The sequence below is a fragment of the Serratia sp. MMO-28 genome (genome assembly GCF_037199905.1).
GTDB classification, from domain to species: Bacteria; Pseudomonadota; Gammaproteobacteria; order Enterobacterales; family Enterobacteriaceae; genus Chania; species Chania oryzae.
Window position 1 is genome coordinate 97,924 of the sequence record NZ_JBBCVB010000002.1, and the last position, 22,252, is coordinate 120,175.

A 22,252-nucleotide genomic window follows, 5' to 3' on the forward strand; every position below is an offset into this window, starting at 1 on the left:
AGTGATCAGTATTCGTCTGGCAGCAGCACCGTGGTGACGCTGCGGTCGCTTTCCGTGATGATCCAGATCGTCAGAAACGGGGTCACCCGATACACCGATAACAGGCGATTATTGTGTTTGAGCGCCAGCGCATTCTGCTTGCGGTCATCTTCACAAATATCACCCCAGTCACCGGCAAGGTGGCGGCTGAGATACGGCATTGGATTAAGTATGCCCAGTTGTACCTTTTCTGCGATACCGCAGCTCATGGTGTGTATCCCGGAATTAAATAAGGGTGCAGGTAAACGGTTGAGTATCGATACCATGGTGATGTCCTCTTGAGTCAAAAAAGAGGGGCCACTGCACCCGTCGGGGTGAAATGGCCCCGATGGGTAAAAAAGAAAACGCCAGTATGTCAGCGTATGGTGATGATCTCCCCCCAGGTGGGGGAGTCGACCGTCATGTCCCAGGCACGGATGACCGGGACAAACTTGTCGGTGAGAATGCGGGTTTCCAAAATGGAGCCGTCGCTTTCCTCGGTGTATTGCGTGGATAACTGCTTCTCTTTATGGGTGTCACCTTTCAATACCAGCGTTTTACCGCCGGGTGAGGTGACCACCCCCGAGATGGCACCGGCAGCGAGCGCAAGCGCCAGATGCCAGGATGACAAGGCACGTACTGGTGGGCGCAATGACGACTGCGCTGCCCCCAGATGGGTATCCAGCGCAGGCCAGAGACCCTGCAGACGCGCTACCTCAGCCGCAAACTGCGCAGGCTCCAGCGTCACACGGTAAAAATGCTCCGGTGCAGCCTGACTGGTTGGGACAATGTAAGGATCAAACGGCCACACCTCGGGGAGAGGTTCTGCGTCGATATCACCGGCACCAATCTGCAGTAGCTGCTGGCGTACCGTTTTTATCTGTTCAGACACCATTTCCCGCTGGCGAATGCGTCGTCCAAAAATCACCACCTGCTGAAACTGTCGCTCCACCGCCTGATAAGGGCGTAAATCGGCAAAGTGGCGGGTGAGCCAGCCGACCATTTCCTTGTCTAGCACGTAGGAAGGCAGAATAAAGACCAGAATACCGTTGTACTGCAGCAGCGGCAGGCAGCGTTGATAAAAGAGCTTTTCCAATCGTGCGCGGCCTTCGCCCGGGTAGCCGATATTGCCGTTGGCATCCCGGCTCAAATCCCCATACGGTGGATTCAACCACAGCAGACCAAAGGCCTGACGTGCGATGATGGTATCCATCAGGTCACCCTGAATGCAGTGATCAACCAGCGTTCGGGCATGTTCAGCGCGTTCGGCGTCATACTCGACGGCGTAGGCTGTCACCGCATCACGCCCGAGGGCATGCGCGGCTTCGGCAATTGCGACACCTTCACCGGCACAAGGGTCGATAATGCACATGGGCCCCGATGCGGGGGCCAGTGCAGACAGAACCCGTTCCAGCGTGGGTTCATCGCTGGGATAATAGCCCTGCTTCAAAAAATTGCGTGCAAGGCGGGGAAACATCAGTGCCATAACCTGCTCCTTCTCCTGAAAAGTGGTCTAAAAAAAGTGACGGGCGCAGTGGGTGCGCCCAAGGAATAAAACGTTATGCCACGCGACGCAGCCCTGGGGAGGTGTGCTGGCGGACAGCGGTGTCTGGCGAGACGGTGAGGATGCGCTGGCGGATCATGTCGCCCAGAAGTTGCGTGAGCACGGGGACATCGAGCCGCAGCTCATAGCCATCGAGCGCCCCGAGTGCCAGTGGCAGGCGGGTCAGCATCGACTGCGACAGCAGCAGCGGCATCAGTACATCGCGCCAGTGATCAAGCAGGGGCAACGGACAGGTTTCCCTGACCAGCGCCCATAAACGATCCGTATGACTGGGGGTTGTTTTATGCAGCAGAGCAAGCGCTTTTGCATTGGCCTTGTCGGGCTTCGCACAACGCTTGTCAAAGAGCCACAGATTGACCAGAGAGCCAAACAGCGTGCGCCGGTACTGGCGGGTGCTGCACTTCTCCAGCCGCTCCACATTGCCAACAACCACCGGAACGGAAGCTTTTTCCGTCAGCAGATGAAACTGATTTAGCCCCTGTTCGTCGCGCTCCAGTGTGAGTCGTGCGAGAAAGGTCTGAATTGCAGTATCACGTCCCCACAGAGACAGAAAGATCAGCGTGCCGTTGCTATCGCAGACGCAGGCGTCCGCCATCAGCTCTGGACATTCGTCAATCGGGTATAACGCATGAGATAAGGTTGGCATGCCAGAATCCTCAGTGAAAAAGGGGCAGGCCAGCCTTGCGGGGCCGGGTGTGCCCCTCAAGGGTTGAACAGGAATGTCTTTCAGCGCGGCACGGATGAGGCGAAACGGCGACGGGCATGGTGTGCCAGTACCTTTTCGCGCCACTCCGGGCATTGCACCGGAGCCATCGTCAGATAACGTTTGGGACAACTGTAATAATAAGGATGGACCGACTCACTCATTGGTTTATATCCCCATTCCCCTTTCGATCCTTGCAGCAGGTCACAACCGATAAAGGTATGGATGTCCCCTGTCGGATCTTTGGGGGTGAGTTGGATAACAGACCAGAGCACGTTGCCCCGGATGGCGTAGGTGAGGGTTTCACGCCGGTATTGCTCTGATTCACTGCGTTTCGTCAGTTCAGCGATCAGCTCACGGCGGGATTGTCGGGAAAAATACCAGCCCATTGGAATACTCCTTCTATAACGGGCTGTCCCCAGTGGGGAGTCAGCCCCGGTGGGTGAGAAAAGAGTTAAAAGATCACTCAGGCGGTAACGGCAAGACGCCATTCCTGGGCGATTTCATCGAAGGTATAGCCGAGTGCTCTCAGCCGCTGACCTTGAGCCCGCAGGCAACGACGATCAACGGTGGTGTCGAGCTTGACGACAGCAGTTAGCGGCCACAGGGCACCAAACAGCGTTTCATCGCCTTCACCACCTGGTGAGGCATCAGGTACGCCAAACGGTGTCGTGTCGATCAGCGGATCTGTTGAGACAACCGGTAAATCCGTAGGCTGGGGAGGCATCGCGGGTGCTGACGGCTCCTCATCCAGTGGATCGACCTCCTGGGGACTGAACTGTGAGGCTTCGTTTTCGCTCAACTGCTCTGTCGACGATAAGGTCATGCCCCCCAGATGGGCGCGGATTTCAATGACCATCCGGCCACTGGTGTTGTAAGTGGAAGGGCGTATTTCCGTGATGATAAATTCACCGTCATACTTTCCTTCGTCGTACTGATCCAGCTCGGCATTCTTGATGACAAACTCACCGATGCTGGTTGCCAGACGGCCTACATTAAAGGGGCCATTTCTGCCATGAATGGTACGGATGGCCAACTGGCCGGGGATCGTGATCATGGGAAGTGCTCTCCATCGAAAAAGAAAAGGCCCCAAACAGCGGGGCCTTGAGTGACGGGGGATCAGGCAGTTGCTTCAGCCGGAAACGCCTCGTGTACTGTGACGTGTTCATTTGCCACAGGGCTGGCGTTCTCCGGTGATGTTTTAGGCTCAGCCCGATAGACCAGCTTGCCGTCAATCTTGATCCAGTGGATAAACAGCAGACGGGCTTTGAGGCTCACCGCCTGTTGGCCTTCACGTTTGCCGCGTGTGTAGGTAAAAATATCTGACCACAAATCGCCCAGACGGAAACCGATAAGCACCTTGTGTTTATTGGTAACCGCATCCTGGCAGCGGTTGATCAGGTGTTGTGCCTCACTGCCATAAACGCGGACATCGAAATAGCAATACTCCGGGTTGTCTGTCGGGCCGTTTAGCGCAGCAATACGGCAGGCCTGAAAGGGGTCACCTTTCTTTGGGGTGACGGTACGAATATCGTTCAGATAACCCAAACCGGTGGTATTGAGGTTGAAGTAAGCGGTCGTCATGATGAATCTCCAGATAAGCATAAAGGCGGAGAAACACCCTGACCCTGGCGGGAGAGTGCAACCCCGCGTGGGTGAATGGATAATAAAATCCGGAATAAAAAGACAGGCATCGCCACCACCGGGAAAGGCTGATGGATGTTCGCAAAAGGATGCTGGGCGAACGGGCAGGTCATGCGGCTGACACCGCACGTAGTCTCAAAGACCTGGACTACCTGGGCATGTTGCTGAGTACATCAGCAGAACATGAGGTAAGCGTAGTGCGGCGAGGGGGAAAACAGCGAGGGAAAATTGATAACTGCGCGGTTCCGCATTTCCGACGACCATGAAAAACCCCGAAGCGGGACGGTTGTCCAGTGCTTCGGGGCGAGGGTTAAGAGATTTTGACTGCGCTGAGCGTAATCTCTGTTGATGTGGCGGATACTTCCAGATCCCATCCATCGTGGAGGATGCGTTTGAATAAAGCGTCTGTTGAATCAAACCATTCGCCAAAATCATCTCCCCCAAATTCGGCTCCAGCTACTTCCCACCAGTTGTCGAAGGGATCAACATCGGGGTTGCAGCCGACCGCATAGGCGATGTGCTTCTGGCGACCGCTGGGGAGGCGTTCGCCCTTTTGGGAGAGCCAATAGACGCCCTGGTCTTTCACCAGGATAAGTTGGCATTGATTGGCGAGGGCTTCTTCGATAACCGGTTTCAGGTCACCGCTTTTGAACAGTAATGACATTACATTTCCTTTGAAAAGTGATTTCAGAAACGTTACGGATACCTGCGCTGGGTCCAGCACCCGGTGTCGAGCGCCCGCTGGGCAGCTGCGGCATCCTCGAAATACTCAAGGGATTCACGGGAGACCGGGCCTTCTGCATCTGATGTTCCGATGTAGTAGCCTGCGGCACTGCGCAGAATTTCCAGCGGCAGTGAGATACCGACATATTCCCGGGCCAGTGGGCCGGAAGAAACAGTCTGGGTCATGAGCTATTCCTTAAAACAAAAGGGGGAATCCGCACCGACTGGGCGGATTGAACGGTTGGAAGAGGAAAAACAGTGTCCCTCCCGATGGAGAGGAACACTGAAAGCACTCAGGCTGATTGACGCAGACCAGTTTTTAACAGGGCTTCAACCTGGATCCGACGCCATTTACCATCGTCAATCAGGCGTTCGAGCGTCTCACCCAGCATGTCGAAATAGACCTCATCGACAACCTCGACCTGCTCGCCAGCCTGATATAGTTCGACGGCATAGAGATCAGGACCACGGTTGTAGAGCACGACCACCTCACCGATAAATTTCTCTGTGGTGACGGAGAAACGCAGCGCGGGGGGCGTTTTGAAGATATCCACTGGATCCGGATCAACGCAGGAAAAATCCCGTGCGCCTGCATCAACGAGCAAATGCGATATATGACGAGCACCATCAGGTGCGGGCATCGTCTCGATACATTCGATCATTGCGGCAAGCTCAGGACAACGTGGCTTGGGAACGGGCAAGGGGGCGGGGGCCGAGCCCAGGACATGGGTTTTAATGAGAAATTGCGTCCCATCTGAGTACTGTTCAATTCTTTCTTCAGGGGTATCTGCACGCAGACCATCGAAACGGCGACGTGCATACGGGGTGACTTTTACCCGTATACCTTCGGGAAAATCGTTAGTGGCCAGTTGCCGGTCGACAATATTAAAAAAGGAAGGTTTGACCTTGATGATTAATGCGTCTTCCGTTTTCACCACGATTTTGCCTTCAAAGGGTTGCGGGTCGACATAATGTCCAAATACTCCTCTCGGAAACGTGCCATCAAAAAATAAGCCTGTGTAGCGCCGAACATTTTTGGGAATATGGGGACTTAACAGCGTGGGTAGCTGGGATTTGAGTAAATTACGGTCCATGAGACACCTCTTGAGATGATGAGGGATCTCTGCCCCATCCGGGAAAGAGATCCCTGATGGGTAATGAAAAATGGCGTAACAGACGCCGCTCTGAACCAGCGCTTGCGCGCCCTGATCTTGAAGGCCTTGATCAGCTGGGCATGTCACTGACACAGCAGTGGAACATGGCTGAAGCATGGCAGCAGGCAGCGATGAAGTACCGCAAAAATCCGTTTTTGAAGCGCACCTTATTTCTTGCGGTTCGGGGCTTGCGGCGACAGGGCCGTGAAAAAATGCAGTGCATCAGGCATGACCAGCAGATCGAGATCGCAGCCGGTCTCCAGCACGCGGTCAAACACCGGGTAATCGGCATCGAGGACTTCGGTGAAGTCGCCTTCACTGAGTCCCGCCCGGCTCATTACCCATTCTGCCTGGATATCCTGTTCATCCTGACAACCGGCGGCGTAGGCAACATGGCGGCGGCGGCCACTTTCAAAATACTCACCCACTGCGGACATCAGGTAAAGACTCTGATCCTTGACGAGCAGCACGGCGCATTGATTGGCCCGTGCTTCAGACAGTACCGGGATCAGATCGGCGGCGGTAAATCGCAGCATGATCGAATCTCCATGGGGATAAAAAGGGTGTTGTTCCTTCGCTTTTACGGACGAAGGTTCGGGTAGAAAACCGGAAGAAATCCAGGCCTGGCGGGGAAGATCACCGTGATAGAAAGGGGGCATAAGACACTCCTTGGCGAGCCGTTTTGATCCCTCATGGGATAAAAATGACCCACGAAACGTTAGACAGGAAACTGGAAAAAAACAGCGGTGGTGACGGCAGTTTTTCGATGAACTGCGTCACGGATGCTGCAAGTGACCGACCACTGACGGGAGGGGGAAGAAATAAAAAGCCCCGCGTGAAGCGAGGCAGAAGATGATGTGGGGAAAGCTGTCAGGCGAAGCGCAGCCGCGCAATCGGTGGGTGTGGCCGGTGTTCAGCCTGCCACAGATCGTAAGCAGCCTGCTCGGCCAGGTACTGACGCGCCGTACCCAGACCGGCTAACTCCAGCCGGTGGGCGAGATCAGCAGAAATGGCCGCATGACCATTCAGCACGGTTGATAGCTGGCCGCGTGAATAACCCAGATGTTTTGCCAGTGCGGTGACGCTGATACCGAGTGCTGGCATCACGTCTTCGCGCAAGGCTTCTCCCGGGTGAGGAGGGTTGTGCATAGGCATGGTGAAACCTCCTAGTGATAATCCAGATAATCGACCAGTTCGACATCTGAGCCAGTGAAACGAAAAATAACGCGCCAGTTACCCGAGATACTGACTGCCCAAAAACCGTCAAACGTTCCCTTAAGGGGATGCAGCCGGTTGCCGGGTCTGTCCATGTCAGCAGGGTGGGTAGCGACATCGAGAGAGGCCAGCACACGACGCAGGCGAGCCACATGGTCAGGACGCACACCGGAGGTGTCGCCATAACGGTGCAGCATACGCAGCCCCTTGTGCCGGAAACTCCGGATCATGATGATAAAGTGTAAGGTATGTCCTTACACTTCTCAAGCGTGAGGATCACCATATTCAGGCCTCCCGCACACGTTGTTGAGTAGTCATCGTTGGGTTTCCTTATCAGGATGGATGAAAAAGAGCCTCAGAAACGAGGCTCATGGGTGAAGAAAGATCAGTCATCAAAGACGGGCAACCCCTGCAGAACCGGTGCATCCGGATCGAAGATCAGTAGGCGGGTGTCTGCCAGAGCGGCCTGATGCAGCAGTTGCAGCAACGAGCCGGGCATGCCGCTGTCACGGTGTAGCTGGTGCAGTGCTTCGGTACTGCTGCCGTGAACACGTTCCAGATACCCCGCTGTCTAGGGGGTGCCAATCAGCTTGACCCCCAGGCAGTGGTGCGGCATTTCAAAACAGTCGAACAGCAATTCACCCGTGGATTCGGTGGTGGCCTGGGATTCCAGATACAGCCTGGCGGTGGAAGAAAGGTGTGCCGAACTGATTTCCCAGCACCGGCTATAAAACCCTGTTTCAAAGTGCAGACGATGAACCACGGTATTGGCGTCTTCCTGCGAGTAGGTGTCACCGACATGCACCGGTTGTATCACCGTGCCTGCGCTCCCCGTATGAGGGCAGCGTGCGCGCAGTGCTTCATCCACGCTTTGGCCCTCGGTAATGAGTGCAAACTCATCATTAAAGACACAGCGATACAGCCGGATTTGAAGGTCATGCAGTTGGTGCTGGGAAGGATGAAGCGGCAGATAGCGCGGGGAAGACCCGTCTATCGGCAGGACCAGCAGCAGACGGTTGATCTGCAGATGCTGATAGCCGCGTGTAAAAGGGGTGTCAGCAGAAAGAGGCTTGGACATGGGATATTTCCTGTTAAAAGTGTGGGGGAGTGAGGCACGCCGCTTTTCAGTGCAGGCGGCGTGCAGGGATGACGGAGCGTTAGGCCCAGCCGGTGTCGTGGAGCAGCAGGTCGGCAAGGATCCGGCGATAGGGCAGATCCAGACGACTCAGATCCGCCAGACCTTCCACCCCCGCCCGTTTGCATAACGTTTGCCCTTCCTCAACGTCATAAAAGCTGACGAGCGCGGCTAGAAACACCTGCTCACTGGGAGCGAGATCAGGCAGGGCGTCATGAATGCGAAAGAGGTTGGGACGCAGTTCGGTTTTGCTGTCAATCTGTTCAAGACTGACAGGGGTATGCCCCCATCCGAACAGTTCCCGGCCTACCAGTGATACCGCCCGTTTCCAGGCAGACAGAAAGAGCGCGGGAGCGTGCTCAACATGCAGTAGATCCTGCGTAAATCCAGGCAGAGCCTGGTCTACGGACAATGAAGCGTTCATGGAAAAACTCCTGGGAACAATGAGATCCGGCGGGAAACCGCCAGGGGGAATGAAAGAAGAGAGACATCAGCACCCGTGCCAGAAAGGCGCGTGTTCGCAAAAGCGGTGCGGAGCGAACGGGAGAGGCGGCGCAGTCAAACCGCGCAACAGTCTTGAAGCCTCGGACTGCCAGGGCATGATGCTGATAACATCAGCGGCATACGGGGATCAGCATGGCGTGCAGCGGGGTTCCTGTCGTGCATAAAAAGGTGCTGTCTGCTCTCCGGTTTCACCGAGCGCCTCCAGCAGGCGTTTGCCCAGCCAGGCGAGATACGGTACGACTATCTGCGATGACAGATGCTTGACCTGTTTTGGTTGCGGATCTACTATGGCGGTAGGCGGTGATGGTCGCCTGGCGCCTGTTTCGCGAAGCAATAGCCCATTCTTATCTCTATACATTTGACACTGGCACGCCAACTCTCGACGCTGCACGGTTACATGGTTAACAGGCTATCAGTATCCAAAGCGTCATTTGTTTGGAGAACAAGTCATGTCAAAATTTTCCTGTTATGAAATCCTCAAATCCAACGCTAAAGAGCTTAAGCGAGCTCACGGTATAATGTTGTCTGAAGCTCAGGAACGGATAGCCAAGCAGGCTGGTTTTTCTCACTTCCATGAGCTCTCGGTAGTGGCGAAGAAAGATCCGTTAGAAAATCGCTTGATGGTCGCAGCCCTTGGTGTGTCTGACCTGAGTGAAGCGCTTTACGAAGACAATATCTATGTTGAGCTTGATCAGGCGCTTGAGGAACAACTCTCTGGTGCAATTGCAGATACTAATGCTGATAATTTCTCAATGGACGGTGATGAAGAGATTACTGAACATGAGTACGACGAATCTACGGGGATGCTAACGTTGAAAGTGTCTCTGACGTATCTTGGTGATCAACATCCCGATCGCGTTTATGCAGGGTCTGCTTTCTATCTGGATACCATCGTTAGGCTGGTTCGGCGTAATAACAAGTGGGAATTTGCTGAGGATGGCCTGGAAATCATCAATGGTGAGTCTGATCAGGATCGTGACTGGGCGGCACAAGAGGGTTATTAGGCTGAGTAATGAGTTGCACCATAAAAGCATTATTCTTCGTTTATCTGTGCGAGCGTGTTAGACGAAGAAGTGCTGAAACTCGTCTTTTCGCTTAATTTCAATGTGGGATGACAAGTGGTAGGTTCGTTATCCCACATCTTCAAATGTGTGTATGTTCAGACTAATATTCCATGAGTGTTAGAACGCCAAGTTGAAAAGCAGGCGAACAGGGTGCCGAAGGTGTTGTCACCCCCGGCCCGGAAAACGAATACCACCATGGACGGCTGCAGTGATTGGCTCGTGCGTTAAACCCCTCACTGGCAGGTTATGTCTCACCCGGCCCGTATCGTGGCTGGGGCCGGTAGCTTATGGCGCACATCCGCACACAAAAGGAACCCGTTTTTTCACCGGCGGGCACCGGTACGGAATACTGCTGATCCGCAGGATCTGCTGATGGACCGATAACGCAGACCATCAGGAGATCCTGCAAGCGCAGCGCACTGCAAAAAAGCGCACTAAAGTGTGTCAGGAGAGTGTCTTCTCATTCCGCCCAAGTGGCGAAATGCGCACACGATAAGACGAAGACCGGTGTGCTGGGGAAACCCTGCTGACGCCGTTGCGCAAGCAGGGGGGAAAGTGCAGAAGATCACGCACCGGCCCGGCGTTTGCGGGGAGCCGAACGTGGTTTTTTGGCCGGTTTGAGCGGCAGTGTGCCTTCACATTCCGGGTAACGGGTGCAGGACCAGAATGGCCCTTTTTTGCCTGAACGCTGACGCATGGGTGACGCGCAGCGGGGGCAGGCGGGGGATTCGGGCAGTGTGACGGCCAGACGGGTGCCCCCATACTGCTGCACCAACTGACTGATCCAGGCGGACTGCTTCTGGATAAACGTGTCGAGTGTCATCTGGCCGCTTTCGATCATGTCGAGCGCCTGCTCCCAGAGTGCCGTGGTGCCGGGATCAGCAATCGCCGCCGGTACGGCATCAATCAGCGTGCAGGCCGCATCTGAGGCCCGGATGGCCCGGCCTTTTTTCTGCAGATAGCCGCGTTTGAGCAGGCTGCCGATAATACCGGCGCGGGTGGCCTCGGTGCCAATCCCGGTGGTCTCCTTTAGCTTCTGTTGCAACTGCGGGTCTGCCACCATTTTCGCCACGTTTTTCATGGCCTTGATCAAATCCCCCTGGGTGTAAGGCTTCGGGGGCAGTGTTTTGAGCGCCTTTAATTCGGCCTGGGCAATGCCACAGCGCCCACCGACTGCCAGCGTTGGCAGGACCTGGCTGCGTGCGGTGTCATCCCCGTTTTCTTCGTCAATCACCGTGTGCCAGCCGGGGGTGACAATCTGCTTGCCTACCGCTTCCAGCGTCTGACCGGCGCAGGTCAAGTGCGCGACCGTTCTGTCGTACTCATGGTGCGGCAGAAACTGAGCCAGATAGTGCGAGCGGATCAGTCGGTAGACTGCCAGTTCCTTCTCGTTCATGGCCCACAGATTGGCAGGTTCCAGGGTTGGGATAATACCGTGGTGGGCGGTGACTTTGCCGTCATTCCAGGCACGGGAGCGCTGTGAGCGATCCAGCGTTTTCAGTATGGGCCGCAAACTGCGGTCGGTTTCCTGCAGCGCATCAAGTACCGCAGGGACTTCGGCGAGCATGCTCTCCGGCAGGTAGCCGCAGTCGGAACGAGGATAGGTTGTCGCTTTGTGCGTCTCATACAATGCCTGGGCAATATCGAGCGTTTCCTGTACATCCAAGCCAAATTTGCGCGAGCACACTTCCTGCAAGGTTCCCAGGTCAAACGGCAGCGGTGCGGCTTCCCGGATACGCTCGGTTTCAACAGCGGCGACCTGGGCTTCGCGTGCCGCCTGCATCTGTTGCAATGCATGTTGTGCGACAGACGCCTGAATGCAGCGACCAGCCTCATCGGCTGCCGCTTTGGGCGAAAGCCAGTGCGCCGCGAAAGTGTGTCCGGACTGGGTCAGGGAAAGTTCGATTTTCCAGTAGGGCACAGAAACAAACCGGGCGATCTCACGGTCACGATCCACGACCAGCCGCAGCGTTGGGGTCTGCACCCGTCCCACCGACAGGACGCCATCGTACCCGGCCTGTCGCCCCAGCAGGGTAAATAACCGGCTGAGATTCATGCCGATCAGCCAGTCTGCTCGGGAGCGTGCCAGCGCGGAATAGTAGAGCGGCAGGGTTTCGGCAGAGGGCTTCAACTGACCCAGTGCCTTGCGAATGGAGGCATCGTTCAGCGCCGACAGCCACAGGCGTTGAATCGGCCCCCGGTAATTGCACAGATCAAGGATTTCCCGCGCAATCATTTCACCTTCACGATCCGCGTCTGTTGCAATGATTAATTCGGTCGCTGCATTGACCCATTTTTTAACCGCGCGAAACTGCCGTTCCGTACTCGGTTTGATTTCCACCCGCCAGGGGTTGGGCAGGATCGGCAACTGTTCCAGCGACCAGCGTTTGTACTGCTCCCCGTAGGCTTCCGGCTGTGCGGCTTCCAGCAGGTGACCGATGCACCAGGTGACTACGATACCGGGGCCACTGTAGCAGCCTTCGCCGGATTGACGGGCCCCCAGCACCCGGGCGATATCCTTCCCCTGGGAGGGTTTTTCGCATAAATAGACACGCATGAGTATTTCCTTGCTGCATAAAGTTATCGTTCCCCATGAGCATGGCGATACAGTCAGACAGAAACAGCAATAAAACGGGATCTGCGGCACTCCGGCTTTGGTCGGGGTAGTGGCAGAACGTTACGCTGACCGGTGAGATAATTGGGTGCAGGGACGGGAGAGGGAGACGGTTTGCTACAGGGTGAGCGTCTGACGGTTGGGACAGCCGCTCATCAACGTGCTGCAAGAATGGCAGACGAACAGCACCGAAATACCGCTCTGTCTCGCGGTCATTCGGAACGGGGTGGAATCGGGCGGTACTATCCCCCGGGGGATAATTTGGCGAAATGGGGCCAAAAAGCGGGTGGACGAACCACCTGTTACCAGATTTTGGCGTTGGGTAGATGCCATTCAAATGCTGACGGATGAACAGCACCGAAATACCGTCCTGTCTCGCGATCATTCGGAACGGGATGGAATCGGGCGGTACTATCCCCCGGGGGATAATTTGGTGAAATGGGGCCAAAAAGCGGGTGGACGAATCACCTGTTGCCAGATTTTGGCGTTGGGTAGATGCCGTTCAAATGCTGGCGGATGAACAGCACCGAAATACCGCTCTGTCTCGCGATCATTCGGAACGGGGTGGAATCGGGCGGTATTATCCCCCGGTACATGGACGCCTCCAGTTTGCCAAGCATTCAATTCTTGACGGCATAAAGGTAAAGATTGCACCCGTACATCCGGACTTTACGTGCAGCCGTTGCTGCTGTCCCTAATGGATTGTGCTGGTTGGCGCCTCAATAGGGGATGCGCACTTTGTGTGCCGGGGGGATAACGGGCTTTGCCAACCACGGTCTGACCTGTTTTGCCATCATTTCATGACTGCCTGAGCAATCGGTAGGATAGGAACAATTCTCCGGTTATATTTTGTGAGTTTAATTTACTCTGATTTGCCTGGTTATATACGCGCAGGCATATAGTCAGACTGGAAGGTTCTGTCATGGGTCAGCAGTGCCCAGACGATCCGTGCATTCTTGTTGGCCAGTGCGATTGCTGCCACGTTAGGGTTGCGTCGCTGCAGCAGTTTGTAGAGCCAGCTGTTCTTGTCTGCCGCCTGTTTCGCTCTGAAGATCACCGCCCGTGCGCCATGGATCAGCATTGTCCTCAGGTATGAATCACCCCGTTTGCTGATTCCCAGCAGGACGTTTTTACCGCCACTGGAATGCTGCCGGGGAACCAGTCCCAGCCAGGCGGCAACCTGCCGTCCATTGTCGAAGCTTTTTGCATCCCCAATTGTCGCGACCAGCGCACTGGCTGTAATCGGGCCGATTCCGGGGATCTGCTCAAGTTTGCTGCTGGTCTCACTGGTTCGATGCCAGAGTCTGATTTGTTTTTCCAGCTCATCCACCTGTTTGTCGAGTTCTTTCAGATGCGCCAGCAGTCGCTGTATGAGTTGCCGGAAGGGGCCGGTCAGCTCACCGGCGGCCTCTTCGAGCAGTGCGGGGACACGTTTGGCGATGCTGGTGATGCCCTGCGGGATAATGAGTCCAAACTCGCCGAGCAGTCCCCGGATCTGATTGGCCTGTGCCGTACGCGCTTTCACAAAGCCCTGACGGGCACGGTGCACTGCCAGGACAGATTGCTGTTCGATCGTCTTGATAGGCACAAACCGCATGTTTGGCCGTGTCACAGCTTCGCAGATGGCTTCAGCATCTGCCGCATCGTTTTTATTGCTCTTGACATAAGGTTTGACGAACTGTGGTGCCATCAGGCGTACCGTGTGACCCATCGCCTGCAGTTTGCGCGCCCAGTGATGTGCGCTGGCGCATGCCTCCATCCCGATCAGGCACGGGGGTAAGTTGATGAAGAAGGGTAGCATCTGGGCACGTCTGTACTGTTTCTTCAGCACGGCCTTGCCGTGTTCATTGATGCCATGGAGCTGAAATACGTTCTTTGCCAGATCGATACCAACAGTTGTGATCTTCATGGTGGACGCTCTCCTGCTGCGAGTGGTTGATCAATACCTCCACTTTGGCATAGCGGTGCCACTGTGGGTGGAGGCGTCCATTCCATTGGGGATAATTTGGCGATGCACTGCCATGTTGTTATCTCGTGTGCGGAGAATTCAGGTGATTATCGCCGCAAATTATGCGGTGATTAATTTGCCTGTGCGGCGAATTACGTCCATAATCTCCGCATGAATAGCGGTGATTATGTTTATATATGGCAGGCCAGTGAATGGCCGACATGGCATTTTGACTTGACGGCATTGGCAAATCCGATGGCGGAGGTCAGTCGTGCCCAGGGCATGTTACTGGGGCGATTGGCGGATGTGGGAATGGCGTTACGTGATCAGGCCAGTCTGGCCGCGCTGACGGAAGATGTCGTCAAAACCAGCGAAATCGAAGGGGAGGCACTGAATGTCGAATCGGTGCGTTCGAGTATCGCTCGACGCCTGGGGGTCGATATTGGTGCCCTGGCTCCGGTAGATCGCCATGCTGAAGGTGTCGTCGATATGATCCTGGATGCGACCACCAATGCGACCGCGCCTGTTACGCAGGAACGGCTGTTTGGCTGGCACGCAGCGTTATTTCCAACAGGGTATTCCGGACTGTCAAAAATCAGGGTGGGAAACTGGCGTGACGATGCCAGTGGCCCGATGCAGGTTGTCTCGGGTCCGATAGGGCGTCAGCGGGTGCATTACGAAGCCCCTCCTGCAGAGCATCTGGAGGCGGAAACCTCCCGGTTTTTAGAGTGGGTTAACCGGCAGACAGATGAGCCCCTCCTGCTTAAAGCCGGTCTTGGTCATTTGTGGTTTGTGACCCTACATCCGTTCGATGATGGCAATGGACGTATTGCGCGTGCCATCGGTGATTTGCTGTTGGCCCGTGCCGATGGCAGCCCTCAGCGCTTCTACAGCCTGTCGGCACAGATCCAGCGTGAGCGTAAAGCCTACTACGCGATTCTGGAGCGCACACAGAAAGGATCGATGGACGTGACCGAGTGGCTGCTCTGGTTTTTGGGGGCACTGCATCGTGCCATCGATCAGGCGCGATTTCGCTCAATACCGTACTTGCCAAGGCCCGGTTCTGGCAGCATTGGGGAACAACACCGCTTAACGCAAGGCAGGTGAAACTGCTGAACCGGTTACTGGACGGCTTTGATGGCAAACTCACGACCAGCAAATGGGCAGCGATTGCCAAATGCTCCCAGGACACTGCGCTGCGCGATATCAATGAACTGCTCAATCATGGCGTGTTGCGCAAAGCCGATGCGGGTGGGCGCAGTACCTGCTATGTGTTGAACGAAGTGCCGCAATAGAAAAATACGTCAGGTGACGCCCTCTGGATTGGCAGACATCTGGAGCCTGATGGAACACAGCGGTGTTATCCCCGGGGGATAATTTCCCGAGTAAGTGTTATTGAGCGTTTATCAAAGAGGGTGGCGGCGGTCTGACGGCAACCGCCGCGAGCAGGCAGGGGACTCAGCTTTCTGCAGGGGGCGCTGATTCAGGTGCTGGAGATTTAGGATTGAGCGTAATCCGCTCAAGGCGGTACGGCAGAATGCCAATCCGGCGTGCTTCAATGGCAAATGTCACCTGGGGATGACCCTCCTTGTCTTCCCATTCTTCCCGCACCGTGCGCCCCTCAACCATGACACGCATTCCGCGCTGGTAGAGGGTGCTCCAGTGCTGGGCATCACGGTGCCAGAGCTGTACGGGAGCCCAGAATCCCCCGCGATCATCAAAGCCCTCTTTGGTGGGAACCGGATTATCAAAATACACGTTTAATTTCAGTAACAGGCGGGGTTCTTCGTTGCCTTTGGCAAACTCGCGCACCTCTGGCGCAGAGCCAATATTGCCTTCACCGACAAAATACGTACTCATATCAGGACTCCTGGCGTCGATTGACGCACTGTTGGTAAATGGTTTCGGCCTGAGCCATCTTGCTGGCGCAGTCAGCGGCCTGACGGGCCAGAGTGTGGGTCAGACTGATCTGCATGTTGATGACGATGCGCTGCAACTCCATGGTGTACAGATCATTCAGCACGCTGGGGGGCATGCGGGGAGAGGCCTCACGTATCAGCGTTTCCCACAGTTCAACCCCCATGCGGGAGCGGTCCAGATTGCGCCAGCGCAGAAAGGTTGTCCCTGCGCCAGTGCTCTGTTGGGCCAGTTGAATACTGAGCAGATTGAACGGGTAGCGCCGGGCCTGCGCCAGTATCCTGTGCGTGGATAACTGGATCAGGTCGTCTCGCAGCGTGCTGCATTCGTTGGCCCAGTGTTCCAATCCCCCCTTACCTTTAAAAGGTTTTAAAAGGCCTTTTAGGTAGGCTGCCTGTTCCAGCCGCTGGAAGTCAGTCTGTTCCAGCGGAATGAAGCGGATGTGGTGGAAGGGGCCGCTCACTGAGGAATATCCTCATCGAATGTATCAGCCGCTTCGCCTGGCGCTGTTGTATCCACCGTCTCGGAGGATGCTGCAGCGGTGTCGGTTGCCGCATCGCGCCCCTCGCTTCGCCTGACTGGCGCAGGGGAGAAACGGGAGCGGAGGGTGCCCTCCAGCACCTCCTGCGGCAGCATGCCAAATTTATCCACCGCTGCACGGGCGGCGGCGTTATTGGCGGCAAAATCCTCCCGGGTTGTCCCGGAAAAACGGTACTGCTGCGCCAAAGAGAACAGACTGCGCAGGGCATGTGCGCCCTCATAGAGCCAGCGTTCCAGCGTGCTGCGGTCAATCAGCGCGGTGTGATGCGCCAGGATCAGACGCCTTGCCAGATCGTCATAGTCGGCCAGCAGATAGACAGCCATAAAGCCAAGCTGGGCATTGACGAACAGAGGCAGTTTGATGGGCTGGACGTTGAGGTTTTCGCCAAGGCTCAGGGCCGGAGGCACATCGGTCAGGATCTGGTCTACCTGTTCGCGTAATGCCAGCAGACAAACTTTGGTATCCGCCAGCTTTTCCTCGATGCGCAGCATCCACCAGTCTGAATAAGGGTCATCCTGTTCGGCACCGCGTTTCATGCGGTTCATCAGGGTTAAAAAGCCATTGAGGCCAATGATGCCGGGACGTCCTTCGGCGGCGGCACGACCATGCCAGATGCGGGAGGCATGATGCGTGTGCAGGGTCAGTGACATGGCGCTGCGCAGCGCACCGAGGTTGAGTTGCAGATCGTTGCTCATGATAAAGACTCGTCAGTTGATAACGGGTCTCCAGCATTGGCGCTCTGATGCAGGTTGTCAGTGATTAATAGGTATCCGGCATACCCCGGTTTCTTTGCCGGAAGAGGGTCATAAAATTATCCCCCGGGGGATAGTACCGCTGTCATCCACCGGGTTCCTGATGACCCGATGTCAGAACCATGGGCTGGCACAAGACGCCGGTCAGGCTTCAAAAATGGAAGCGGGATAACCTGTTCCCTGGTTTTCTGACAGCATTTCACCCAATTATCCCCCGGGGATAGTACCACTGTCTTCCACTGGGTTCTGAATGCGCAGGGGGGCCTGCAGTCGGTTATCGCATCCCCAGTATTTTTTTGATGTTGGCAATGTGTTTGAGTGCCTCTTCCGGTGGGGTACGTTCCTGAACCGGAACGGGTGGGGGAGACGGTGGCCTGGTGGGCGGTGTTGTCGTTTCAGAGGGTTCGCTCAGCCCTGCCCACGCTTTAAATTCACCCCGCAGCGCTTTCTGGATGACGCCGAAGAGATAACCGGCAGGATTGCGTATTGACGTGCTGTTGCAGCGACTATCCCACTCATCCAGCACGGCCTGCTGCTGCAAAACATCGAGCTGTGCCAGTGCAGTGAGCGCACCGGACTGCTGTTCCGGTTTCAGTGTCGTAAAGCGTTCCGGCAGGGACAGGTCATTTCGCATGCACGTGCGCGGTACAGTACGTACTTCTTTTATATTTTTATTATTAAGTACTGTACTTGTACTATCCGACTTCGGCATCCGAAGAGTGCCGGATTCAGTGGGTTTCTCACCTGCTTCGGTTTCCGAAGTGAGGGCTTCACCCTTCCGAAGAAGGCTGTTTTGCCCTTCTTCGGATCCGTTTTCACCGTCTTCGGATTCGTGAAAGGGCGGTTCCTGTGGATAAGTTTCAGCGAAATCGTCTTTCAGGCGTTGTGTCAAAATCTGCAGGCGGGTCGGCAGCACACACCCTTTCAGCCTGGGGTCGTCACTGATATCGAGCAGCACCTGCTGTCCGCCTGCCTGGATCACTTTGCTGCTATGACTGAGTGCATGGCTGACCAGCTCAAGATACAGCGGATCCAGTTGCATCGCCTCAAAGGGAGTTAGCGGCTCATCGTGCAGGACATAGAGGTTACCCTGCATCCGCCCGGTTTTCGGATCACGGCGTCGCCTGACCAGGCTGATCCAGCGGGTCAGACGCAGCAGCATGAGGGCCCGGGCGACCGTCTCATGAGAGGCTTTTGTGCCGGGGGTGTTGGCAAGATAGGGGCGTAACTGCTCATAGGTGGGAAATGCGGTGATGCCATCCCGGTTGAGCAGCAGCCGGAAAATCTGCCAGGTGTTGCGTTCGAGAGGGGGCAGGCGGCAATCCAGAAAGAGCGCACGCGGGACGCTCTCATGCCGGTTGCCGCTGTAAAGATAGCCGTCGTTGATGACGGAGTCAGTCAGTTGTTGCGCTGCCTGATCAAAGATCGCTGACAGGGCTTGCATGGATTATCCTTTCTCGGTGGCGAGCCAGTTCCGCATTGCATGCCAGATCATGGCGGCAGGAATGTCGAGCTCTTCGGCCAGATCAAGGGTGAGTGTCAGGGTTTCCAGATTTTCACCGGGTGTGATGTGGCGGGTGGCACATTCTGCTCGCCAGCGCGCCCACATCGCCTTGTCGTCCTCGTCACTGAGCGCAGGGTAACGTCCCTTGCGCTTGGTGATCCCCAACACCTCGCGGCGTAGTGCCACTTCCTGATTGGTCAGCCCAAAAAACTGACTGACCATTTCGGTGCTGGCCCCCAGATCGAGCATCCGGTCAATGGTGGTGATTTCCTGTTTGATATCCCCGACCCGCGATAGAAGACGGTGCAGGACATCCTGATTGATACTGACCGAGCACCAGGAGACGTTGGCGTTGGCAAGAATACTCACCAGTTCGGGGTATTTCAGCGCTTCGATTGCCTGGTCACCGAACCCCATGGCTTTACAGCGGCGCAGTCGTCCATGGCGCAGGTCATGGAGCGCCTGGGCAATGACGGCCTGATTCAACGGATGTGGTGTTGACATACGTCCTCTCTAATCCGGTTGGTCTGGAAGCGTGTCATCCCGTTCGATAAGGCGACGTGACAGACGGATGAGACGAAATAGCCTGATGAGCCCGGCGTCACTGAGACGCGGGATGGCTGATGGCGTCCGTGGGGTGCCCTGCAACAGCGTTGCCAGCTCATTGTCGAGCAGGGTAAAACAGGCACGATTGATGGGCGAGGCAGTCAGATAATGCACACTCAGCCGATAAAGCAGTGCAATCACCACATCGCCAAAGGCAGAACACTCTGTCACAGGCTCATCCATCAGACACTGAAAACCGATCCCCCGGTCACAGGCCTCGATCAGGTGTGCCTGCTCGGCTTCGGCGGCAATCTCCCGCGCAAACTGGGCGATATGACTGCGCAGTGCTGCCGGGTTATCCAGTGAGGGCTCGATAAACCAGATATCCTGTACCGGGTACAGACTGCCCGGTTGCTCGGGCAGGGGGTGTAGCGGTGTGGTGGCAAACGGTGGTGGGCCTTCTGTAACGTGACTGCTGATTAGCGCCTGGATGGATTGCAGTCGTTCAGTCGTGGGAGCCGGTGTTGTTTCCTGTCGTGACGACGCGGCTTCCTGTCGAAAGGTTTCGCTTTCGGCAGGGGGCGCTGCCGTTGCTGCTGCGACGGGGGGAGCGCTGGCCGGAGACTTCACCGAGGGGGAGGCCGGGGCCGTCGATGGCTCCGGCCAGGTGGCCGGTGCATTGCTCGCAGTGTATGTGACGGGCGGTAGATTATCCGGTGTAAACAGGTCTTCCGGAGGGACGGAGGGCACCCGTGCCGAGGGGATGCTACCCAGGATCTGCTGTCTCCCCTCAGGGGCATCCATCTCCAGCGCGAGCGTGTCGTAATCCACACCCAGCGTTTCGGCCATTCGTCCCGTCAATTCATCCTGAAACCGGTCAATAGAAAATGCCGCAGGGTCGCTATCGAAGAGCGTCAGGATCTCATGGAACAGAATGCCGAAATCGACATCCGACTTGTGCTCTGTGGCATGCTGTTGTTGAATATAGAGCGCTGATTTACGCAGGGTGGCCAGCCGTTCGACCTGACGTCGCCCCAGCCCCCCGTATAACAGGGTCGGGATCGCGGGAAGCAGATAGGTGACTGCATCGCGCATCCGGCTGATGTAAGACTGCTGGATAGGATAACCGTCTGCCGTCAGCCGCCGTGCAAGTTCGGTCTGTGACAGGGCACCTCCGGCCTCCTGCTCATAGAGCTCCTGGGCTTTTTGTACGCCCAATGCTCTTTCAATAAATGTCAGTCCGCTGTGAAGCTCACTCTCGGCGAGATGACCCGTGAGGGCAATAATTTCTCCGCGTGCAGGCCAGGGCCTGAACAGACAGAATATGCGAAAGAACTGCTCATTGCGTGTTTCACTCCAGAGCTCGCGCAGGATGGCGAGGCGGGTATTACCGCCATTACGGATAATGTAGTGACTCTCCCCGGGTCGCCGGGTGATGGCCGGTGGCGTATCCAGTCCCCGCTCACGAATAGACGCCTTGATCTCGTCGTAACGCGGGTTACGGGTGACGCGGGGATTAAGGTCATACGGACGGAGCTGGTCGAGTGTCACCACCATCGGGGTGTCGGCAATCGGATCACTCAGGGTGTGAGCCTCCGGCCCCATGCGCCCGAAATTCTCAGCCAGCAGCTTCTCTTTGATGACGTGATGCGGATCGGTCATGCGTCCTCCTGCCGGACGGCACAGGGCGCAGGCAGCCCCAGTGAAATGGGCGATAAACCCGGTTTATGGAGTTGCAGATGCCCGTGGATGGACAGCAGCCGCCAGCCTTCACGGCGAGCAAAACGGACAAGCCGGTGCCAGCGTGTCTTGCGCAGTAGCAGTGATTCAATGGGCATGATGCTCTCTCCTGTGCGAGCGACCGGTGACGATGGCAAATCGTTCCTGCCAGTGCGGGAAAAGCTCGTCTGCCAGCGCATGCATCGTTTCCCGTGCGGCAGGGGCCAGACGGCCAGAGGGACGTCTCCGCTCGACCTGATGCACGGGACGGTGCAGCATGGCCGCACGCGGATAGGCTTCAATAGCGGGGATGGTGGTGCTGAGCACATCTGTCCCCTGTTGTGCCCGAAAAGCCTCGTGCAGTGCCTGCTGGATCAACCGCGCATTGGCTGAGACAGGGGGCATCCGGTTGATCAGCAGGCGCAAGGGTGGCAGGGGGATACCCAGGCGCTGATAGGGAGCAATATCCTTGAGTAACTGGACGGTGCCGCGTGAAAACTCCCGGGCGGCCAGAATTTCCGGCGTGACCGGTGAGAGCGCCAGATCTGAGGCCAGTACGGCGGTTTCCAGCAGCGCGGTACGCGCCCCCTGGGTATCAATGATCAACAGGTCATAATGCGGCTGAAAGACTGGCAGCAGGTGACGCAGGCGCAAACGCCCGTCAGGGGCATGCAGCAGCAGGGTATTCAACTGCCCCTTCTCGTCATTGGAAATGACGATATCCAGTCGTGGCTGGTCGGTATGTGAAACCAGTTTTCCAGTGTCCTGCTCGTTAAAGGCCAGCAACTCGTAAATACCAGTAGGGGCGCGGGTCAGCGGGTAGTAGCTCGACAGCGTGGGTTGAATATCCATGTCCAGCAGCAGCACCCGCAGGCCTGCGGCGGCAATAAACCCGCCGAGATTGGCGGCTACCGTGGTTTTACCCACGCCGCCCTTGGTCGATATGACAGATAAGACGTACATCGTGTTCCTCCCTTGATGAAACCG

General features: G+C 56.2%; 28 protein-coding genes. 3 read left to right on the forward strand and 25 right to left on the reverse strand.

The annotated features are described in order from the left end of the window. Positions 1-5: 5 nt before the first annotated feature. The 15 genes from WG891_RS02125 to WG891_RS02190 all read right to left on the reverse strand — a co-directional run bounded on the left by WG891_RS02125 (position 6) and on the right by WG891_RS02190 (position 8,580). The gene (locus WG891_RS02125; RefSeq protein WP_443006016.1) at positions 6-248 is read right to left on the reverse strand and encodes a plasmid related protein; all 243 of its coding nucleotides are present in this window, start codon (positions 246-248) and stop codon (positions 6-8) included. Positions 249-394: 146 nt separating this feature from the next. Continuing rightward, a complete protein-coding gene (locus WG891_RS02130; RefSeq protein ID WP_337261517.1) occupies positions 395-1,504 on the reverse strand; it encodes a DUF6094 domain-containing protein in 1,110 nt (369 codons plus the stop codon). Between the two features lie 73 nt (positions 1,505-1,577). Continuing rightward, positions 1,578-2,228, reverse strand: a complete 651-nt coding sequence (locus WG891_RS02135; RefSeq protein ID WP_337261516.1) for a hypothetical protein — start codon at positions 2,226-2,228, stop codon at positions 1,578-1,580. 80 nt (positions 2,229-2,308) lie between these two features. After that, positions 2,309-2,674, reverse strand: a complete 366-nt coding sequence (locus WG891_RS02140; protein ID WP_337261515.1) for a hypothetical protein — start codon at positions 2,672-2,674, stop codon at positions 2,309-2,311. A gap of 77 nt (positions 2,675-2,751) precedes the next feature. Beyond that, positions 2,752-3,342, reverse strand: coding sequence for a DUF3275 family protein (locus WG891_RS02145; RefSeq protein WP_337261514.1), 591 nt, complete (start codon positions 3,340-3,342; stop codon positions 2,752-2,754). Positions 3,343-3,404: 62 nt separating this feature from the next. Continuing rightward, positions 3,405-3,869, reverse strand: a complete 465-nt coding sequence (locus WG891_RS02150; RefSeq protein WP_337261513.1) for an STY4534 family ICE replication protein — start codon at positions 3,867-3,869, stop codon at positions 3,405-3,407. Positions 3,870-4,239: 370 nt separating this feature from the next. Beyond that, positions 4,240-4,593, reverse strand: a complete 354-nt coding sequence (locus WG891_RS02155) for a DUF3085 domain-containing protein (RefSeq protein ID WP_337261512.1) — start codon at positions 4,591-4,593, stop codon at positions 4,240-4,242. A 32-nt stretch (positions 4,594-4,625) separates the two neighbouring features. Further along, a complete protein-coding gene (locus tag WG891_RS02160; protein WP_337261511.1) occupies positions 4,626-4,838 on the reverse strand; it encodes a hypothetical protein in 213 nt (70 codons plus the stop codon). Positions 4,839-4,945: 107 nt separating this feature from the next. Beyond that, the gene (locus WG891_RS02165) at positions 4,946-5,746 is read right to left on the reverse strand and encodes a GTPase (RefSeq protein ID WP_337261510.1); all 801 of its coding nucleotides are present in this window, start codon (positions 5,744-5,746) and stop codon (positions 4,946-4,948) included. Between the two features lie 227 nt (positions 5,747-5,973). Then, positions 5,974-6,465: a DUF3085 domain-containing protein gene (locus tag WG891_RS02170; RefSeq protein ID WP_337261509.1), complete on the reverse strand. Its 492-nt coding sequence runs from the start codon at positions 6,463-6,465 to the stop codon at positions 5,974-5,976. Between the two features lie 211 nt (positions 6,466-6,676). Next, positions 6,677-6,961 (reverse strand): HigA family addiction module antitoxin, encoded by a 285-nt coding sequence (locus tag WG891_RS02175; RefSeq protein WP_337261508.1) that lies wholly within the window; start codon positions 6,959-6,961, stop codon positions 6,677-6,679. Between the two features lie 11 nt (positions 6,962-6,972). Beyond that, positions 6,973-7,251, reverse strand: coding sequence for a type II toxin-antitoxin system RelE/ParE family toxin (locus WG891_RS02180; protein ID WP_337261507.1), 279 nt, complete (start codon positions 7,249-7,251; stop codon positions 6,973-6,975). A 155-nt stretch (positions 7,252-7,406) separates the two neighbouring features. Next, positions 7,407-7,580, reverse strand: coding sequence for a DUF5983 family protein (locus tag WG891_RS26990; protein WP_443006023.1), 174 nt, complete (start codon positions 7,578-7,580; stop codon positions 7,407-7,409). Positions 7,581-7,592: 12 nt separating this feature from the next. After that, entirely contained in the window at positions 7,593-8,099 is a 507-nt protein-coding gene (locus WG891_RS02185; RefSeq protein WP_337261506.1) for a hypothetical protein, read from the reverse strand. Between the two features lie 79 nt (positions 8,100-8,178). Then, positions 8,179-8,580 (reverse strand): hypothetical protein, encoded by a 402-nt coding sequence (locus tag WG891_RS02190; protein WP_037404598.1) that lies wholly within the window; start codon positions 8,578-8,580, stop codon positions 8,179-8,181. A 529-nt stretch (positions 8,581-9,109) separates the two neighbouring features. Here WG891_RS02190 and WG891_RS02195 point away from each other — a divergent pair. Continuing rightward, entirely contained in the window at positions 9,110-9,664 is a 555-nt protein-coding gene (locus tag WG891_RS02195) for a hypothetical protein (RefSeq protein ID WP_337261505.1), read from the forward strand. A 625-nt stretch (positions 9,665-10,289) separates the two neighbouring features. Here the strand turns inward: WG891_RS02195 and WG891_RS02200 are convergent. Beyond that, complete coding sequence (locus WG891_RS02200) at positions 10,290-12,281, reverse strand: DNA topoisomerase III (RefSeq protein WP_337261504.1); 1,992 nt, start codon at positions 12,279-12,281, stop codon at positions 10,290-10,292. A gap of 937 nt (positions 12,282-13,218) precedes the next feature. Beyond that, positions 13,219-14,247, reverse strand: coding sequence for an IS110 family transposase (locus tag WG891_RS02205; protein ID WP_337261503.1), 1,029 nt, complete (start codon positions 14,245-14,247; stop codon positions 13,219-13,221). Positions 14,248-14,457: 210 nt separating this feature from the next. Between WG891_RS02205 and WG891_RS02210 the strand changes: the two genes are divergently transcribed. After that, positions 14,458-15,393: a Fic family protein gene (locus tag WG891_RS02210; protein WP_337261502.1), complete on the forward strand. Its 936-nt coding sequence runs from the start codon at positions 14,458-14,460 to the stop codon at positions 15,391-15,393. Further along, positions 15,390-15,581, forward strand: a complete 192-nt coding sequence (locus WG891_RS02215) for a DeoR family transcriptional regulator (RefSeq protein WP_337261501.1) — start codon at positions 15,390-15,392, stop codon at positions 15,579-15,581. The genes WG891_RS02210 and WG891_RS02215 overlap by 4 nt, the downstream gene beginning before the upstream one ends. A gap of 163 nt (positions 15,582-15,744) precedes the next feature. Here WG891_RS02215 and WG891_RS02220 read toward each other — a convergent pair whose 3' ends face one another. From WG891_RS02220 to WG891_RS02255, 8 genes are all read right to left on the reverse strand, one after another. Continuing rightward, a complete protein-coding gene (locus WG891_RS02220; protein WP_337261500.1) occupies positions 15,745-16,146 on the reverse strand; it encodes a single-stranded DNA-binding protein in 402 nt (133 codons plus the stop codon). Position 16,147: 1 nt separating this feature from the next. Further along, positions 16,148-16,666, reverse strand: coding sequence for a DUF3158 family protein (locus WG891_RS02225; RefSeq protein WP_337261499.1), 519 nt, complete (start codon positions 16,664-16,666; stop codon positions 16,148-16,150). Next, entirely contained in the window at positions 16,663-17,439 is a 777-nt protein-coding gene (locus WG891_RS02230; RefSeq protein ID WP_337261498.1) for a PFL_4669 family integrating conjugative element protein, read from the reverse strand. The genes WG891_RS02225 and WG891_RS02230 overlap by 4 nt, the downstream gene beginning before the upstream one ends. A 331-nt stretch (positions 17,440-17,770) precedes the next feature. Then, entirely contained in the window at positions 17,771-18,940 is a 1,170-nt protein-coding gene (locus WG891_RS02235; RefSeq protein WP_443006018.1) for an STY4528 family pathogenicity island replication protein, read from the reverse strand. A gap of 3 nt (positions 18,941-18,943) precedes the next feature. Further along, on the reverse strand, positions 18,944-19,504 hold the full coding sequence (locus WG891_RS02240) for a DUF2857 domain-containing protein (protein ID WP_337261497.1): 561 nt from the start codon (positions 19,502-19,504) through the stop codon (positions 18,944-18,946). 9 nt (positions 19,505-19,513) lie between these two features. Then, positions 19,514-21,208 carry a ParB family protein gene (locus tag WG891_RS02245; protein ID WP_337261496.1) on the reverse strand — a complete coding sequence of 565 codons (1,695 nt, stop codon included), beginning with the start codon at positions 21,206-21,208 and terminating at the stop codon, positions 19,514-19,516. After that, the gene (locus tag WG891_RS02250) at positions 21,205-21,384 is read right to left on the reverse strand and encodes a hypothetical protein (RefSeq protein WP_337261495.1); all 180 of its coding nucleotides are present in this window, start codon (positions 21,382-21,384) and stop codon (positions 21,205-21,207) included. Before WG891_RS02250 ends, WG891_RS02245 begins: the two co-directional genes overlap by 4 nt. Next, positions 21,374-22,228 (reverse strand): ParA family protein, encoded by an 855-nt coding sequence (locus WG891_RS02255; protein ID WP_337261494.1) that lies wholly within the window; start codon positions 22,226-22,228, stop codon positions 21,374-21,376. The genes WG891_RS02250 and WG891_RS02255 overlap by 11 nt, the downstream gene beginning before the upstream one ends. Positions 22,229-22,252: the final 24 nt, after the last annotated feature.